This window comes from Bacteroidales bacterium (assembly GCA_012519055.1).
Taxonomy (GTDB): domain Bacteria; phylum Bacteroidota; class Bacteroidia; order Bacteroidales; family Salinivirgaceae; genus JAAYQU01.
In genome coordinates this window covers 143,303-161,919 of the sequence record JAAYQU010000001.1, presented here as the reverse complement: position 1 = coordinate 161,919, position 18,617 = coordinate 143,303, and the positions used below count along the sequence as shown (strand labels likewise).

Below are 18,617 nucleotides of genomic sequence, written 5' to 3'. Positions count from 1 at the left end.
GCCCTACTATTAAGTTAACTATACCAAGATTGTTGGTAGTACTGTTTTGTGTTTCAGAGTAATATACGGTATTGCCGCTTTGGTCAATCAAACTAATCCGTAAATTAACCTCTTGATTTTGAAGTGTGGTGCCATCTTGTTTTTGTATGGCGGCTTGATAATTAAAGCCTTGTTGTTGTGCTATAGCTGTTACAAACAGTGCCAAGTACAATAGAATTGAGAGTAAAATTCTTTTCATAACGCTTGATATTTAGTTAATATATTGCCATTTTGATAGTGTAAAATAAAATAAAATAATTTTATGGTGCAATAGGTATTTTTACGGAGAGATCTTAGGTGTTTTCCGCATTTTTTTATAATATGTTTAATATCAGTAAAATATGTTGGGCTTATAATGAAGGGATATAAATGTTAATGATTTGTTAAAAAAATAACACGGATGCAAAGGATTACAATGATTATTTAATCTTTATCAGTGATAATCTGTCTGTCAGTGTATTTCGTGTTGTAATGATCTTTTCGACAAGCTTATTAACTGAGGCTCTTATATTTTAGTTTTACTTTATCTGTAGTTTTAATTGTTTGACGAAAAATTATAACTTTGCCAACTTAATTGTGTAACTATATTTCGCTATGTTTGAATTTATAAGAGGTCGTATTTCACAAATCACACCTACGTTTGTTGTTATAGATACGGGTAATATTGGATACTATATCAATATCACTCTTAACACTTTTTCATCAATTCAGTCAAATGGAAGTAGTGACGATATAAAAATATATATTCATCAGGTAATACGCGAAGATGCTCAACTTTTGTTTGGTTTTTTTGAAGATTCGGAAAGACAACTTTTTAGACAATTAATTACAGTTTCGGGTATTGGTCCCAGTACTGCGCGGATGATGCTTTCTTCTATGAATCCTGAAGAGCTGACAATAGCAATAAGTAACGGCGATGTAGATGTATTAAAAACAGTTAAAGGGATAGGCTTAAAAACAGCTCAGCGAATTATTGTTGAATTAAAAGATAAATTAGGTACTTCACCTGCTCAAAAAGAATTGTTTGCACCGTCACACAATACTATACGTGATGAAGCGTTATCTGCATTAGTTATGTTAGGATTTTCAAAAAAGGCAGTAGAAACAGTTTTAAATAAAGAGCTTAAAAATAGGACTTTTGCCAATGTTGAAGATCTTATAAAGGTTTCACTCAAGCAGTTATAAACAATATTACTATCCGGATTTTGAAACATATTGTCAAAATATTTTTAACAAACCTTCTTGTTATTAATGCCCTTTTATCTGTTGCTCAACATGTAAACAGCAGCGACACATTAAATCTTGTATTCCCCTTTGAAGATGATAGTGGCCTGTTGTATGATAGTACGCAATTTACATCTCCGCTGATGATGGATTTGCCAGAATCTCTTACAGACGAAGTTGTATATGATCCACTTACAGGAGAATATCTGTTGAAACGTACTATAAACGGCAAGGTAGATTATCGTCCGCCTGTTCGAATGACACTCCAAGAGTACGTAGATTACGATTTTTCTAAAGCAGAAAAAAGCTATTGGTCGGAGAGGGCGAGAAATGAAAACTTTGAACATCAGGGAGGTTTGATACCAAAGCTATATGTTGGCGGCAAATTTTTTGAAACAATTTTTGGAAGTAATACCATCGATATCAAGGTCAGAGGACAGGCTTCTTTAACGTTTGCTGTCCAGTATGACCAAACCGATAATTACTCGCTTCCAGAGCCAATGCGAAGAAATGTTACTTTCGACTTTGATGAGCATATCCAAATTAACGTAAATGGTAGAATAGGTGAAAATCTTGAATTAGAAATTAAATACGACACCGAAGCTGCTTTTGATTTCGAGAATAAAGTAAATATCAGGTATAAAGGTAACGAAGATGATATTATACAACGAATTGAAGCCGGTTATGTGTCGTTACCGCTTACCAGTTCATTGATTCGTGGCAATCAGACTCTTATGGGTGTTTTGACTGAGCTTAAATTTGGAAAGTTTAACATAACATCGGTATTTTCACAGCAAAAAAGTGAAACAAAAACCATTGAAGTTCAGGGTGGTGCACAAAAAACCAAGTTCGATATCAAGGCTGATGAATATGATGAAAACCGACACTATTTTTTAAACCACTATTTTCGCGACAGTTATGAAAATGCACTGTTAAATCTTCCATTAATTCAGTCGGGTATATCAGTTCAAAATGTCGAGGTTTGGGTGCTTAATAGACAAGGTACTACCGATAACACCAGAAACCTGGTTGCTTTTCTTGACCTGGCTGAAAACAGAGTTGAGAATCTTCAAAACCAGAGTATTAACATTAATCCAAGTCAGGCTGACAATCCACGCAATACCGCCAATACTTTGTACGACATGGTAAAAGATATTCCTGAAATTCGCGATATTTCTCAAGTTGCCAATGTGATGGCGGGTTTCGAAGCGCAAGGATTTCGCATAGGTCGAGACTACGAAATAATTGAGAATGCAAGAAAACTAAGTCCGGCAGAATATCGTGTTAATACTGTTTTGGGATACATATCATTAAATACACAACTTAAATCAGACGAAGTACTTGCAGTATCTTATAAATACACTTATGGCAATTCTACCAATTCGGTAGGCGAGCTTTCAAGTGACATAGAGTCTCCTAAGACACTTATTGTAAAACTGATAAAAGGAACAAGTTTTAGTCCATCATATACCAACTGGAATCTGATGATGAAAAACGTGTATCGTTTGGGAGGGTTTCAAATCAACAGAGAAGATTTTATATTAGATATTGTATATAATGATGTTAAAACAGGTCGTGAAGTTTTTTCGTTAGCTACCCCAAATTATCCAAATGTTGATGGAATACAGCTATTAAGAATATTAAACCTTGATAACTTAGATCAACAAAACCAGCGAACAACTCAAGGCGACGGAGTGTTTGACTTTGTTTCTGGAGTGACAATTGATGAACAACGTGGATTGATTTATTTCCCTGTTCTTGAGCCATTTGGCAGATATTTGCGAGATAAGTTTGGTCCAACATCAAACAGTGAAGCCATGGTGGAAGCCGACAAATATGTTTTTATGCAATTGTACGATTCAACTAAGACAGTTGCACGGCAAAATACAGAAAAGAACAAGTTTGCGATAAAAGGTGAATATAAGTCGGCTGGGGGCGCTGAAATCCTTTTAAATGCAATGAATATTCCAAGAGGCTCTGTAAGTGTAACGCACGGAGGAAGAGTACTTCAAGAAAATAGTGATTATACTGTCGATTACATGATGGGTAGATTGACCATTACCAATCCTGCGATTATGGAGAGTGGAACCCCTGTTCAAATTAAGCTTGAAAGCAACACAATGTTTTCAATACAGACAAAAACTCTTATAGGTGCTAATATGACATACGATTTTGGTAGTAAATTTAACATGGGAGCAACCATTCTCAATTTACGCGAAAATCCTTTCACCAAAAAAGTTAATTTGGGTAATGAGCCTATAAATAACACTATATGGGGCTTGAATGCAAGCTATAGAAGTGAAGTGCCCTTCCTAACAAAATTAGTTGATAAAATACCTTTAATAAGCACTAAAGCTCCTTCGTCTATAGCTTTAGAGGGTGAATTTGCACATTTAATACCTGGTCACAATAAAGTTATAGATAAAGAGGGCAAAGCCTTTATTGACGATTTTGAAGGAGCAACATCGAATATCGACTTAAGACAACCATACCAGTGGTCCTTAGCCTCGACACCACGACTTTTCGAAGAGAGCAACTTGCCACCAAATGATCTAGATTATAGAAGCAGAGTCGCTCATATGAGTTGGTATATCATAGACCCACTGTTTTACGAAAATGGTTCGCCAGTAAGTAAATCGGCAATGTCGAGTCTTTATACTTGTCAATTTCGCGAGAATCAACTATTTCCGAATGTTGACAACCAGGAAAGCTTTTATAATAACCTAAGTATTTTAAATATTGCCTACTATCCTAGACAACGAGGTAGTAATAACTATAATTTCGAACGAATTAACAGTGAGGGAGAATTGATTGAGCCTGAACGAAATTGGGGAGGTATGCAACGGGCAATAACATCGCCTGACTTTGAAAGTCTGAACGTTGAATTTGTTGAGTTTTGGCTTATGGACCCTTATGCAGAAGATGCTGAGAATGATATTGTTCGGATGGCAGATAACCCCTCTTTATATATCAATCTTGGCGATGTTAGTGAAGATGTCCTGAAAGATGGAAGAAAGAGTTTTGAACAAGGATTACCTAAAACATCCGAGTTAATCAACGTTACAGAAACAGCATGGGGTATAGTTTCAACTCGTCAAGCTACAACCAATGCATTTGATGTTGATGCCAATGCTCGTCAGTATCAGGATTTGGGCTTAGATGGATTAAATAACGAAGGCGAATTAGCCAAATTTCAAGAACGTTTGGCTCCGTTTTTAGCTGATCCAAATATTCCTGAATCAGTAAAAGAAAGGGTTAGAAGAGATCCTTCGGCTGATGATTTTAAATATTTTCGTGGTCCGGGTGTTGACGATAATCCTCTAACTGCCGATAATATTTTGGAACGTTACAGATATTATTCTGGCACACAGAATAATACCCCAGTTAATACAAACATGCAGTTTACACCACAGTCAACATCATTGCCTGACGGTGAAGATATAAATAACGATTTTACGTTAAATCAATCAGAAAACTATTTTCAATATAAAGTCGATTTATCAAAAGAAAACTTAGAGCAACATAAGAAAAACATAGCAGATGTTGTAAATGTAAATATGAAAATGCCCAACGGGGTAAGTAAATCGGTAAAATGGTATCAGTTTAAAATTCCAATTAGAAAACCAGATGATAAGATTGGTGAAATTGCAGATTTCCGTTCAATCAGATTTATGCGAATGTTCCTTACAGGCTTCGATCAACCGGTTGTGTTACGTTTTGCACGATTAGACTTGGTTCGCAGCGATTGGAGACGTTATGAATATGTTTTAGATGAAAACTCGGAAAGTTTAAACCCAAATATAAATCTCGATCAAACCTCATTTGATATACTGACTGTAAATATTGAAGAGAATGCCTCGAGAAGACCCGTGAACTACGTTTTGCCACCGGGAGTTGATAGAGAAATAGATTACGGTGGTACTCAATCTGCTCAACTTAACGAGCAGGCTCTTGCAATGCGTGTTTTAGATCTTCCAGATGGTTATGCTAAAGCTGTCTACAAAAATATCGATATGGATATGAGGCGATATGGTAAACTTAAAATGTTTATTCACGCTGAGGCTATTCCCGATATCGGGCAGTTAGACAAAGATGATATAAATGTGTTTGTACGGATAGGTACCGATTTTCGTGAAAACTACTACGAGTACGAAATTCCAATAGATATTACTCCACCGGGTCTTTATCCTGATAATCAATGGGGTCGTAATCAAGTGTGGCCATCGAGCAACATGCTTGATGTAAAACTCGAAACTTTACGCGATGTAAAAAACAAGCGTAATTTGGCAATGACCGAATCGGGAAGTTTAATAAATCTTCAGACCGAATATGTTGTGCCTGATGGTAAGAACAGAGTAAAAGTAAAAGGGAATCCGAGTTTGGCTGAGGTAAAATCAATAATGATAGGTATTCGTAACCCAAGAAATGATGGTTTGTCAAAATCGGTTGAAGTTTGGATAAATGAGTTGGCTCTTACCGATTTTGCCAACGATGGAGGTTGGGCTGCAATCGGTCGCATTGCAACACAACTTGCCGATTTTGCCAATGTTACTATTGCAGGAAGTACTTCTAAATCGGGTTTTGGCTCTTTAGAACAACGTATGCAGGAACGCCAAATGGAAAACATAAACCAATACGATATTTCGACGAACGTCGAACTTGGAAAATTCTTCCCACAAAAGGCAAATGTCAGGATTCCTATGTATTTTGGCTATGGAGAGATATTTGTCATGCCAGAGTATAATCCGTTAGATCAGGATATGCCTTTAGCAACGACACTTGCAAATCCAAACTTATCACGCCAAGAAAAAGATGATCTTAAGCAAATAGCGCGAGATTATACAAGACGTAAAAGTCTTAATTTTACTAATGTGAAGATTGGTAAACCATCGCAGAAAAATCGTTTTTGGGAGATAGCTCACTGGACATTTGGTTATTCGTTTACCGACTTGTTTATGCAAGATCCTAACACAGAGTTCAATAGTCAACGCCGACATGTTGGAACGATAGGATATGTTTTTAATAACAGACCCAGGGTTGTTGAACCGTTCAAGTCGATTGGATTCCTACAAAATAAAGCCTTTGCATTAATTAAAGAATTTAACTTTTCATATGCTCCAACTCAAGTGTCGTTTACTACACAAGTTGAGAGAAAATATAACGAGATGCTTCGACGAAATCTTAATAACCCAAATCAAATCTTTAATCCTTCATATAACAAGGATTTTAGATGGACACGAGGTTATAATTTAAGTTACAACCTATCGCGCGGAATTAAAATTGATTTTACAAGCAACGTTATTGCACAAATTGATGAGCCTGAAGGACGATTAGACAAAGAGATGTCTGATTATGAGAAGCTTAGGGACGAAGTGATTATGCCAAGCATTATGAAACTAGGAACTACTTCGGATTATAATCATACAACAAAAATAACATATAATATACCGATTAACAAAATTCCACTATTGGGCTGGACCTCAGCAACAGCAAGTTATAATGGTAGATATGATTGGCGAATAGGACACCGTGAAGGAAATAATCCACCAGAGTTTGGAAATCAAATTCAAAATAGTAACAATCGTATGTTAACTATTGGTCTGAATTTCAACAGACTATTTACCTCTATTCAATATGTTGATAACGTACATAAAAAGTTCAAAAAACCGTTAGATACACGATTTAAAGAGAAAGATTTAATTGATGTTGAGTTTACAAAAGAACGAATTAAATGTCAGGCCGAAGAAAAGCGTCAGATATTGCATAAATTAGAAACGATTGATGTAACCGCTGAACTGAAAGATGCCGAAGGCAAAACAATAGAAACTGAAGTTATAGTTGACAACGCTAACAAAATAACAATTATTCCCAAGACAGACGTGGATAACGGAGTTTTAGTTGTCCGAGGTAAACGTGAACGTGGTCAAAGTCCATTCTCCATTGCCATGGAATACTTGACACGAATTTCAACTGGTTTGCAAAACGTAAATTTTTCGTACAATGAAGATAGAGGTTCAATTTTAAATGGATACAAAGAAGAGGCAAACTACTTTTTAGGATCAAATAAGGGTTTCGCAGCACCAGGTTGGGCTTACTTGTTTGGATTAACCGACGAAGAATTTATTAACCGCGTTCTTGACAATCATTGGATGTCAAGTAATATTGACGAATCAATTGTAAATCCATACACACTAACTTATGCTAAACGCTTTACTCTAAAAGCAACTATTGAACCACTATCCGATTTGCAAATAACACTTGATTGGATGCACAACTCTACATCAAATGATACAAAACAGTATTATGCGATAGATGGTGTTTTTCAACAAGTCGACGGACAATATGTTTACTACAATCGTCAAAGCCAAGGCAATTTCACGCACTCTTTTAATGCTATACGTACTTCATTTCAAAAAGTGAGCAACAAAACATACAGATCGGAAGCGATAGAAAATTTTATGGAGTATAGAAAGATTGTGGCGTGGGAACTAGCGCGCTATCGAGCAGTAAATCATCAAGGATATGATCCCGGGACAGATTTTGAAGGCTATCCAATAGGATACACCGAGAATAGTCCTGATGTATTAAGAAGTGCTTTTAAGGCTGCTTTTGAAGGAACCGACCCTAAAAATTTTGAAAAAGGACCGGGTAAAATTGTTCCAGCTATTTTAGCTGCTGCTCCGAACTGGAGAATTGATTATAAAGGACTTAGTAAAATTAAAGCAATAAATAAATATTTTAGGAACGTAACATTGACACATGCGTATGTCTCTAATTATTCGATAGGCAGCTATCAGTCAAATCCCGACTATATCGCAGGTCCTGATGGTTTTTCAGATATTATGAATATCGAGGGAACATATTTTATTCCTGAGTTTGTTGCAAACTCGGTATCTTTCCAGGAATCATTTAATCCATTAACAGGTGTAAACTTAACGTGGAAAAATGGAATGAATTCAGGCGTTAATTTCAAAAAAGACAGGAATGTTGCTCTTAATCTTACAAACAGTACATTAACCGAAATTAGAAGTTGGGATTTTACCATTAGGTCGGGGTATACAATTAAAGATGTTCCATTAGTTTTTAAAACAAAGAGTGGCGGACAACGAAAATTTGTAAGTAATGTTAATATTACTGGAGACTTCTCAATACGAGATAATGTTACATATAATCACCAGTTAGCGTTAAATGAAACTGATCTTTCATCAACAAATGTTTCTGAACGGATAGCAGGAAAAACCAATTATGCATTTAAAATCGGTGCCGATTACCAATTAAGCAAAAACCTCAATGTGCGCGCATTTTACGAACACACAATTGATAATCCGGTGGTATCGACTTATTTTAGAACGGTACGAGCAAAATTTGGGTTTACAGTAAATTATCGACTGTCAGAATAGTTTTTAAACAGTATCAACTAATTTAGACTTTATTATATTGTATTGTTTTCGTTCAACAAGCCAACAAGTTCGGCAACCATCATTGCAGTAGCTCCCCATATTCTTTTGCCTTTAACGTTCCAATAAGGGGCTTCAACCATATAATCATGTCCCTTAAATAAGCCTTTGTTAATATTTTTGCTGGTAAATTTTTTTAGGGGAACCGAGAAAACATCTTCAACCTCAATGCTATTTGGCTTTAGCACAGGCAATTGCGGAACAATTGCGACATACGGATAAATAACAGTATTACTTACTTCTATATAAAGTTTCGATAGTTCACACACAATTTGACCCTCTACGGCTTTATACCCAACTTCTTCAAATGTTTCCCGTATAGCTGTATCAATTAAAGTTCTATCTTTCGATTTTTCAAACTTACCACCCGGGAAGGCTATTTGACCACTATGAACGCCATCATATCTAGCGCGTTCAATAAATGTCAGGTTTGGATCTTGGCTGTTGAAATCAACTAATATTAGCACTGCACTTTTCTTAGCGTCGTCATCTTTAGTAGGTGTTAGACTCCTTTGGTTAGGAAGCATTATCCGATGCGTTTTTTCGCCTGGAAGTCCAGCTTTTAATCCCTGATTGATTTTTTCAACAAATTCCGAAACATTCATTACTATTGACAAACAATCAACGTGTAGTTTTTCTTACCCTTTTGTATCAATAAATATTTATCATTTAATAGTTTGTCGGTGTTGATACTCTGTTCGGTATCATCAATTTTTTCTTTATTGATACTTAATCCTCCGCCTTGAACCATTCTTCGCAACTCGCCCTTTGAAGCAAAAACCTTAGTTTTTTCGGCAAGAAGGGAGATAACAGATACACCACTTCTTAATTCTGATTTTTTGACGAAAAATTGTGGTACGCCGTCGAACACTGATAGAAATGTCTTTTCGTCAATTTGGGTAAGTGTCTCTTGTGTTGCATTGCCAAACAAAATCTGACTTGCTTTACGTGCAACTTCCAAATCTTCCTCTCCGTGAACAAAAATTGTAATCTCCTCAGCCAGACGATTTTGTAAATATCTTAAATGAGGCTCTGTTCTATGCTTCTCGATTATTTCTTCGATCTCTTCTTTCGTCAGCAGAGTAAATATTTTGATATATTTTTCAGCATCTTCGTCCGATACGTTAATCCAGAACTGATAAAACTGATATGGTGATGTATAATTTTTGTCTAACCAAATATTTCCCTGTTCAGTTTTTCCAAATTTTCCACCATCAGATTTGGTAATCAAAGGACAAGTAATTGCGAAAGCTTCGCCACCGGTTTTTCTTCTTATAAGCTCTGTTCCAGTTGTGATATTGCCCCATTGGTCGCTTCCGCCCATTTGTAGTTTGCAATTGTAAGTATTGTATAGTTCTAGGAAATCGGTTCCTTGTACAAGTTGGTACGAAAACTCTGTAAATGACATTCCTTCACGATCCTCGCCCGATATGCGTTTTTTAACGCTGTCTTTAGACATCATATAATTTACGGTTATATGTTTGCCTATATCACGTATAAAATCAAGGAATGACATTTTAGACATCCAGTCATAATTGTTTGCAACAACGGCACTGTTGGCGGAATCGTCGAATCTCAAAAAGTGCATTGCCTGTTTTTGAATTGCTTCCTGATTTTTGCGTAATGTGGTTACATCTAGGAGGTTGCGTTCCTCGCTTTTACCGCTTGGATCGCCAATCATACCTGTGGCACCACCGATAAGTAAAATGGGTTTATGTCCGGCTTCTTGAAAATGGCGGAGCATCATTATAGAAACAAGGTGTCCTATATGTAGAGAGTCGGCAGTAGGGTCAATGCCTACGTATCCGGCAACACTCTCTTTCATTAAAACCTCTTCGGTTCTGGGCATTATATCGTGTATCATTCCACGCCATCGGAGTTCTTCAACAAAATTTTTTATCATAAATTGTCTGTTTTATAATATCATTGTAGGTTTTGAATAAAAACGAACAATTGATTTTTGGGTTACAAATATACGAAATTTAATGTGTTCGCTACTTCAATTAACTTTTGGAATGTAGGGTATACGTAATATAGCATAAAGGCTTATTAAGTTAGGGTTGAAATTATGTGGTTTTATTTTAAAGTTGATTGCTTTGTACAAATAATCACCAAAGAAAATTTTAATCTCTTGTTTATTATTTAAAGTGTTTGGTTTGTATAAGTTGTTTTGGTATGTTTGTAACGTGGGGGGTGCTTCGTCCCGAATAGGGCAAGTCCCCTGCTCCAGCCGATAGAAACCTATCGGCTTATTTTTTGCTTAAATCATTGTTATTTCTATTTGTTGTGTCACTAGTGTGAATAATATTCGTTGTTCAGTAATACCTTTGTTTAATAAAAAAAGCCCGCAAGCAACGCTAACGGGCTGTAAAATATAAAATAGTATAATTATTTATCCTTAAACCCCACCAAAATGGAAACACATCCATTTTTTGCTATATTGTCAAGATCTAAACCTTCAGGGACTTCAATCTCAACGCGTATCTGCTGTGTGGCAGTGGAGTTGAAATCCCACATTTTTGCATAATCATATTTTTTGTTGTCAAATAAAAGCGTGTTTTGTGTATCATATAATCGGAATTCTATATTGCCTAATAGACTTTCAGAACAAATCAATAAGCGGTAATCTTGATTTGCGTAAAAAGTGAGGACAACTTCGGCCACATCGCCTTCATTGAGTAAAGTTGCATTCACTTGTCCATTGAATATATATGGGCTTAGTTGAGGAATACATGTTTTTTTAGTAAAATTATTGCATTGTCCAACCGCAACATTATTCATCAATATTGCCGATAGTGAAATTCCAATTATTAAGAGTACACGTTTCATACCTCTTTAGGTTATTGTGTTTTTATTATTCTATTTAGAAATACAATAGTAGTGTTTATATGTCAACTATCCAAATTGATTTTATTCTTTTGTTACTACTGTTCGTAAAATTACAAATTTATTTTTTATTTCTTGGTATAAGTTGAAGGTATTTAACAATCAACAATTTTTAATCAACATTTAAATTGCTGGATATAAGCATATTGTGTAGGTAGAGTTTACTATCTCTTTCCTTAATGTATTGATATTAGTAGTTTGCAGCATCTTCTGTTTTTCAAACTTTTGACTTTCTCCTTGTACCTTTTACCTCACATATAAATAATTATTTTTACCTTGCAACGAAAATGCATAATCTATGGACGAGAAGATTTTGCAACATATTTGGCAATACGGATTATACGACAGACAGGCGATGAAAACCGCTGATGGTCAGGATATTCAAGTTGCATCTCCAGGAATGCAAAACAGCGATTCAGGTCCCGATTTTATTGATGCTCGAATAAAAATAGGCGAAACGGTGTGGGCTGGATGTGTTGAGGTGCATTGTAAATCGTCCGATTGGAATAGTCACAAACACTCCGAAGACCCCGCATACAACAACGTTATTTTGCACGTGGTGTATGAGAATAACGCTGATATAATAACTCAAAGTGGATATAAGGTACCAACGTTTGAAATGAAGTTTCATCCCAAAATTTCGAGTAACTACCGCGAATTGTACGAAAGCCGGCGTTGGATTCCGTGTGAATCGAGCTTTAGCACGGTAGAAACTCTATTTTTAAATATCTGGATAGAGGCACTATCAGTTGAAAGAATGGAGCGCAAATACAACGATATTCTATCAATATTAGAAGATACAAAAAACGATTTTAACGAGTTGTTTTACAGACTACTATGCAAAAACTTAGGATTTAAGGTTAATGCAATGCCATTTGAAAGACTGGCGCAATCGCTACCTTTATCAATTGTCAAAAAAATATCTGACAATCAAGTATCGCTAGAAGCTCTTTTGTTCGGTCAAGCTGGTTTTTTAGATAATAACGAAAACGAGACTGATGATTACATGGCATTGTTAATAAAGGAATATGAGTTTTTAAAGCATAAATACAACTTAAAATCGTTGAACTATTCCGAATGGAAGTTTTTTAGAATTAGACCAACAAATTTTCCTACAGTTCGTATAGCTCAACTTGCAGCACTTTTTAACAAATCTACAGATTTTATTGGTCTTTTAATTGATACAGAAGATGTTCAAGAGCTCTTTAAGTATTTCAAACAACCCGTTTCGGAGTATTGGCAAAATCATTACAATTTTGGTAAACCTGCAAAGCGTAAGATTTCTGAAATAGGCGACCAATCAATCGAAGGTATAATTATAAATACGGTCTCTCCATTTTTGTTTGCTTACGGCATGTTTAATGGTGCTGAATATTTGAAAATAAAATCAATAGAGTGGTTAGAACAGATATCGCCAGAGAATAATTCAATTATTGAGAAGTGGCGCGAATTGGGTGCCGAAATAACAAACGCTCGGCAGTCACAAGCGTACTTAGAGTTAAAAAATAGTTACTGTGATAAAAAACGGTGTCTCGAATGCAGAATTGGTTGCAGATTGGTTGCTGAAATATAGAATTACACTGTCAACAGAGTTAAAAACCTTATATTTGCAGGCAGAACTAAAAAACGACTTAATAAATGAAGAAAATATTGATTACCGGAGGAGCAGGATTTATCGGGTCGCACACCTCGGTTTTAATGATAAACGAAGGTCATGATATTGTTATCCTTGATAATTTTTCCAACAGTGACGTAAAAGTTTACGACAGAATCAAGGCTATCACTGGGAAAATGCCACAAAAAGCAGTTATTGATATTTGCAATAAAGAGCAGCTTGATCAATTTTGGTCTAAAAATCGCGATATCGATTCGGTAATACATTTTGCAGCCAGCAAAGCTGTTGGAGAGTCGGTTAAGCAACCCCTTAAATATTACGCTAATAATATTGGCGGCATTTTAAGTGTTCTTGAAATAGGATTGAAGTATGGTTTAAAAAACTTCGTGTTTTCTTCATCTGCTACTGTTTATGGGCAACCAGATGTTTTGCCCGTTACTGAGCAAAGCCCGTTAGTTAAAGCTGAATCTCCCTACGGAAACACAAAAAAGATATGTGAAGACATTCTTAGTGATGTAGTTAAAAGTGACGCCAAACTGAAAGTTATGTCGTTGCGGTACTTTAATCCAATTGGTGCACACCCTTCTGGATTGCTTGGTGAGCTGCCACGAGGTGTGCCAAACAATCTAGTGCCATATATTACGCAAACTGCGGCGGGTATTAGAAAGGAACTTCGAATTTTCGGTAACGATTACAACACCCCCGATGGTACTTGCATTCGTGACTTTATTGATATTAACGATTTAGCCGATGCTCACTTGTGCGCATTGAAATATCTTGACAGTAAGCCAGATAAGCCTGTTTATGAGGCTCTTAACATTGGAACAGGTCGGGGAACGACTGTTTTGGAACTTGTTGAAACTTTTGTAAATGCGACAGGTGTAAATCTAAACTATTCGTTCGCAGAGCGTCGTGCAGGCGATATTGAGAAAATTTGGGCAGACTCAACGTTGGCAAACAAAACGTTAGGGTGGAAAGCAAACACCCCATTGGCAGAAACCCTAAGAAATGCTTGGAAATGGGAAAAGAATATTCAATGAGCAATTACGAATGAATCGAACACAGATAACACAGATTAAACGGATTTTTCACAGATTTTATCCGTGTAAATCTGTTAAATCTGTGTAGTCTGTGTTATACTATAAATATCACACGTTAAACCTAATATGCAAAATATCGCCATCTTGCACAACGTAGTTTTTCCCTTCAATTGAAAGTTTTCCTTTCTCCTTGCAGGCTTGTTCTGAACCAAGTGTTACAAAATCAGTATATTTCATAACTTCGGCACGTATAAAACCACGCTCTAAGTCGCTATGTATAACGCCTGCAGCTTGTGGTGCGGTTGCACCTTTTTTTATTGTCCAGGCGCGTATCTCTTTTGGTCCTACTGTGAAAAAAGTCTCCAAATCCAACAATGAGTACGCTGCACGAATAAGCTTATTTACGCCAGGTTCAGTTAAACCCATATCTTGTAAAAATGCCATTCGGTCATCTTCTGTTTCAAGCTCCGAGATTTCCGATTCCATAGCACCAGCAATCACAAGTACCTCAGTTTTATCGTTTTTCAAAAACTCTTTGACTTGCTCAACATATTTATTCCCTTTAACAGCTGAGTTGTCATCGACATTGCAAACGTAAATAATTGGTTTTACAGTAAGTAAAAAGATATCGTCAATAAAGTGTGTGTGTTCGGGAGCAACGGGAGCCGTCGATGCGTTTTGGAAGTTTTCAAGGTGTTCTTTATAAACGTTAAGAATCTCGATGCCTTTTTTTGCATCCTTGTCGCCCGATTTTGCAACTTTTTCGAGTCTCGTTATTTTTTTCTCAACCGATTCCAAATCTTTTATTTGCAGTTCAAGGTTCACGGTTTCTATATCCCTTACTGGATTTACAGAGCCATCAACGTGTGGAAGATTCTCATCATCAAAGCATCGTAAAACGTGAATTAAAGCATCGCAATTGCGGATTTCGGAAAGAAATTGATTTGCGCTTTTGTCGGTTCGTCCGGCACTTTTGGTTAACCCGGGTATATCGACAATTTCTACTGTGGTATGTAAAATTCTTTCCGTGGGTTGGTGTTTCTCTAATTCGTATAGCCGCGAATCGGGTACGTTTATAATGCTTAAATTGGTTTTGTTGCTATATGCGAAATTGCTTGTCTCTGCTTTATTTGAAGCCATACAATTAAAAATAGTGCTTTTACCCACGTTGGCAATTCCTATTATTCCACACTGTAAACTCATTGGTTTCTGTTTTTAATTAGGCTGCAAATTTAACCCGAAATATTTGGTATTTGACAAGAATTGGTGTTTAATTCATTTTTTTAGCAATGTTTTGATTTCATATATCAGCCCGTCTATTAAAATATAAATTTATTAACATACTCTAATAGATTGTTTTATGGTGATTTAGGAGATAACTTTTAACCAATTGTTAACAACTGTAGTTTGTAGCGTATCGAAATTGTTTGTAAATTCGCCGCCTTGAAATCTAAAAAATAAATGGAGTATAAGTTCAACGATATTGAGCAGAAGTGGCAACAGTATTGGAAAGACCACAAGGTTTATAAAATAACGGAAGACCAATCTAAACCCAAATACTATGTGCTTGATATGTTTCCCTATCCTTCAGGGGCAGGGCTACATGTTGGACATCCACTTGGATATATAGCAAGCGACATCTATTCTCGTTACAAACGTCATTGTGGGTTTAATGTCTTACACCCAATGGGATACGACTCTTTTGGCTTGCCAGCTGAGCAGTTCGCAATTCAAACCGGGCAACATCCGGCTATTACCACAGAGAACAATATCAAAAGATATCGCGAACAATTAGATAAAATAGGTTTCTCTTACGATTGGGATAGAGAGGTAAGAACTTGTGACCCAAATTATTATAAGTGGACTCAGTGGGCTTTTATACAGATGTTTAACCACTGGTTTAACAATAAAACCCAAAAGGCTGAGCCTATTGAAAATCTTATTAAACACTTCGACAAAAACGGAACCGAAGGTGTTGATGCAGCTTGTACAGAGCCAATGTCGTTCTCGGCACAGCAGTGGAAGCAGTTCAACTCGAACCAAAAGCAGGAGACACTACTTAACTATCGCATAGCATATTTGGCTGAAGCAATGGTAAACTGGTGTCCAGAATTAGGCACGGTACTTGCAAACGACGAAGTAAAAGATGGCGTTTCAGAGCGCGGAGGATATCCTGTTTTTCAAAAACGGATGAAACAGTGGTCTTTAAGAGTATCGGCTTATGCTGAACGTCTGCTTAAAGGTCTTGAAAATATTGAATGGAGCGAGTCGTTGGTCGAAATCCAGCGCAACTGGATTGGTTATAGCAAAGGAGCAGTGGTATATTTTGATATCGTAGGTCACGACCACTCTTTAGAGATTTTTACAACTCGTCCCGACACTATTTTCGGTGCAACATTTATGGTTTTAGCACCAGAGCACGAGTTGTCTAAAAAATTGACAACACCCGACAAAATGTCTGAGGTTGAGGCATATATAGAAAAAACACTTACCCGAACTGAACGCGAGCGCATAGCCGATGCAAAAACAGTTAGCGGAGTTTTTACTGGTTCTTATGCTATTAACCCATTGACAGGCAATAAAATACCTATCTGGATTGCCGACTATGTTTTAAGTGGATATGGGACAGGAGCTATTATGGCTGTCCCTGCTCACGATAGCCGCGATTTTGCATTTGCACGACACTTCAATTTGCCGATTGTTCAGGTTGTAGTTGCACCCGGCGACAAGCCGAGCAACGTTGCCGACTGGGCGGACTCTTACGATGCGAAAGAGGGCACCGTTATTAATTCAGAAATGATAGACGGTTTAGACGTACCCAAAGCTGTTGAAACCATTATAGAGCATATCGAAAAATCGAAACTTGGTCAGGCTAAGGTAAACTACCGCTTACGCGATGCGATTTTTAGTCGTCAACGCTACTGGGGTGAGCCTTTTCCGGTATTTTATGTTGATGGTTTGCCACAAGTTCTAAGTGAGAATGATTTGCCATTAGAGCTTCCCGAAATTGACACATATTTACCAACCGAAGATGGACAACCTCCGCTTGGTCGTGCTAAAGATTGGGAAACAAAAGAGGGATATCCTTACGAATTAAGCACAATGCCTGGTTTTGCTGGCTCGTCTGCTTATTATTTAAGGTATATGGATCCTCACAACGATAAGGAGTTAGTTTCTAAAGAGGCAAATAACTATTGGCAAGATGTTGATTTATATATCGGTGGAACCGAACACGCCACAGGACACTTGATTTACAGCCGTTTTTGGAACAAATTTTTGTACGATATTGGTATCGTATGTAAAGATGAGCCTTTCCGCAAGCTAATAAATCAGGGAATGATACAAGGACGAAGTAATTTTGTATATCGTATAAAAGGCACAAATACTTTCGTTTCACACGGACTTATTGATAAATATGATACTACGGAAATTCATGTCGATGTAAATATTGTTCATAATGATATTCTTGATATAGAGGCATTTAAACAGTGGAGAAATGAGTTTGAAACAGCCGAGTTTATACTCGAAGACAATAAATATTATTGTGGCTGGGCTATTGAAAAGATGTCAAAATCAATGTACAACGTTGTTAATCCCGACGATATTATTGAACAATATGGTGCCGACACACTTCGAGTTTATGAAATGTTTCTTGGTCCATTAGAGTTAAGTAAACCATGGGATACCAACGGAATAGACGGAGTTAGCCGATTTTTGAGAAAACTTTGGCGACTATTTTATGACAAAGATACTTTTGTTGTATCAGATGAAACTCCCACCGAAGCTGAGCTGAAAACTTTACATAAAACCATCAAAAAAGTGTCAGAGGATATTGAAAGATTTTCGTTTAACACATCTGTTAGTGCCTTTATGATTTGTGTAAATGAACTTTCAGACTTAAAATGCAATAAAAAAGCGATACTCGAACCATTACTTATTATTCTGAACCCCTTTGCACCACATATTACTGAAGAGCTGTGGAGTGTATTAGGTTATAAAAATAGTATTGTTGATGAAGCTTGGCCCACTTGGGATGATAAGCATTTAACAGAAAGCATGATTGAATACCCTGTATCGTTTAATGGTAAAGTTAGATTCAAAATTAACATTGACGCTCAGGCAACACCTCAAGATATTGAAAGAATAGTACTTGCCAATGAAAATACCAAGAAATTTATGCAAGACTCTAAACCTAAAAAGATCATAGTTGTTCCCAAAAAGATAATTAATATCGTTATTTAAATTATCCCAATTTAATTTTACTTGTTGGCATTATTACAAATAAGCGTGCCCTTTATGAGATAAACGCAATAATATTAGTTTGATATAAAAACAGAGATTAATTAATAGAAATAA

General features: G+C 36.5%; 10 protein-coding genes. 5 read left to right on the top strand and 5 right to left on the bottom strand.

The genetic code is table 11. From position 1 onward, the window contains the following. Positions 1-238, bottom strand: a 238-nt coding sequence (locus tag GX311_00605) for a hypothetical protein (GenBank protein NLK14879.1), incomplete at its 3' end; no start/stop codon positions are given. A 395-nt stretch (positions 239-633) separates the two neighbouring features. Between GX311_00605 and ruvA the strand changes: the two genes are divergently transcribed. Together ruvA and sprA are read left to right on the top strand one after the other, a co-directional pair. Beyond that, the gene (ruvA, locus tag GX311_00600; protein ID NLK14878.1) at positions 634-1,224 is read left to right on the top strand and encodes a Holliday junction branch migration protein RuvA; all 591 of its coding nucleotides are present in this window, start codon (positions 634-636) and stop codon (positions 1,222-1,224) included. 20 nt (positions 1,225-1,244) lie between these two features. Next, positions 1,245-8,663 carry a cell surface protein SprA gene (gene sprA / locus GX311_00595; GenBank protein ID NLK14877.1) on the top strand — a complete coding sequence of 2,473 codons (7,419 nt, stop codon included), beginning with the start codon at positions 1,245-1,247 and terminating at the stop codon, positions 8,661-8,663. A 32-nt stretch (positions 8,664-8,695) separates the two neighbouring features. Here the strand turns inward: sprA and GX311_00590 are convergent, their stop codons facing one another. The 3 genes from GX311_00590 to GX311_00580 all read right to left on the bottom strand — a co-directional run bounded on the left by GX311_00590 (position 8,696) and on the right by GX311_00580 (position 11,549). Further along, entirely contained in the window at positions 8,696-9,325 is a 630-nt protein-coding gene (locus tag GX311_00590) for a CoA pyrophosphatase (GenBank protein NLK14876.1), read from the bottom strand. Between the two features lie 2 nt (positions 9,326-9,327). Continuing rightward, the gene (locus tag GX311_00585; GenBank protein NLK14875.1) at positions 9,328-10,623 is read right to left on the bottom strand and encodes a tyrosine--tRNA ligase; all 1,296 of its coding nucleotides are present in this window, start codon (positions 10,621-10,623) and stop codon (positions 9,328-9,330) included. Between the two features lie 485 nt (positions 10,624-11,108). Further along, the gene (locus tag GX311_00580; protein ID NLK14874.1) at positions 11,109-11,549 is read right to left on the bottom strand and encodes a hypothetical protein; all 441 of its coding nucleotides are present in this window, start codon (positions 11,547-11,549) and stop codon (positions 11,109-11,111) included. Positions 11,550-11,904: 355 nt separating this feature from the next. On the opposite strand from GX311_00580, the gene GX311_00575 reads away from it, so the two are divergent. Both GX311_00575 and galE read left to right on the top strand, forming a co-directional pair. Next, on the top strand, positions 11,905-13,179 hold the full coding sequence (locus tag GX311_00575; GenBank protein NLK14873.1) for a DUF2851 family protein: 1,275 nt from the start codon (positions 11,905-11,907) through the stop codon (positions 13,177-13,179). 65 nt (positions 13,180-13,244) lie between these two features. Next, on the top strand, positions 13,245-14,261 hold the full coding sequence (gene galE, locus GX311_00570; GenBank protein ID NLK14872.1) for a UDP-glucose 4-epimerase GalE: 1,017 nt from the start codon (positions 13,245-13,247) through the stop codon (positions 14,259-14,261). A gap of 108 nt (positions 14,262-14,369) precedes the next feature. Here galE and ychF read toward each other — a convergent pair whose 3' ends face one another. Then, positions 14,370-15,464, bottom strand: a complete 1,095-nt coding sequence (gene ychF / locus GX311_00565; GenBank protein NLK14871.1) for a redox-regulated ATPase YchF — start codon at positions 15,462-15,464, stop codon at positions 14,370-14,372. A 258-nt stretch (positions 15,465-15,722) separates the two neighbouring features. Here ychF and GX311_00560 point away from each other — a divergent pair, with 258 nt between their 5' ends. Then, positions 15,723-18,503: a leucine--tRNA ligase gene (locus tag GX311_00560; GenBank protein ID NLK14870.1), complete on the top strand. Its 2,781-nt coding sequence runs from the start codon at positions 15,723-15,725 to the stop codon at positions 18,501-18,503. Positions 18,504-18,617: the final 114 nt, after the last annotated feature.

What these genes read in the sequence shown, in the direction of transcription:
- GX311_00590 (NLK14876.1), bottom strand. Translation starts at nt 9,325, where the DNA reads ATGAATGTTTCGGAATTTGTTGAAAAAATCAATCAGGGATTAAAAGCT.
- ychF (NLK14871.1), bottom strand. Translation starts at nt 15,464, where the DNA reads ATGAGTTTACAGTGTGGAATAATAGGAATTGCCAACGTGGGTAAAAGC.
- GX311_00560 (NLK14870.1), top strand. Translation starts at nt 15,723, where the DNA reads ATGGAGTATAAGTTCAACGATATTGAGCAGAAGTGGCAACAGTATTGG.
- GX311_00580 (NLK14874.1), bottom strand. Translation starts at nt 11,549, where the DNA reads ATGAAACGTGTACTCTTAATAATTGGAATTTCACTATCGGCAATATTG.
- ruvA (NLK14878.1), top strand. Translation starts at nt 634, where the DNA reads ATGTTTGAATTTATAAGAGGTCGTATTTCACAAATCACACCTACGTTT.
- galE (NLK14872.1), top strand. Translation starts at nt 13,245, where the DNA reads ATGAAGAAAATATTGATTACCGGAGGAGCAGGATTTATCGGGTCGCAC.
- GX311_00575 (NLK14873.1), top strand. Translation starts at nt 11,905, where the DNA reads ATGGACGAGAAGATTTTGCAACATATTTGGCAATACGGATTATACGAC.
- GX311_00585 (NLK14875.1), bottom strand. Translation starts at nt 10,623, where the DNA reads ATGATAAAAAATTTTGTTGAAGAACTCCGATGGCGTGGAATGATACAC.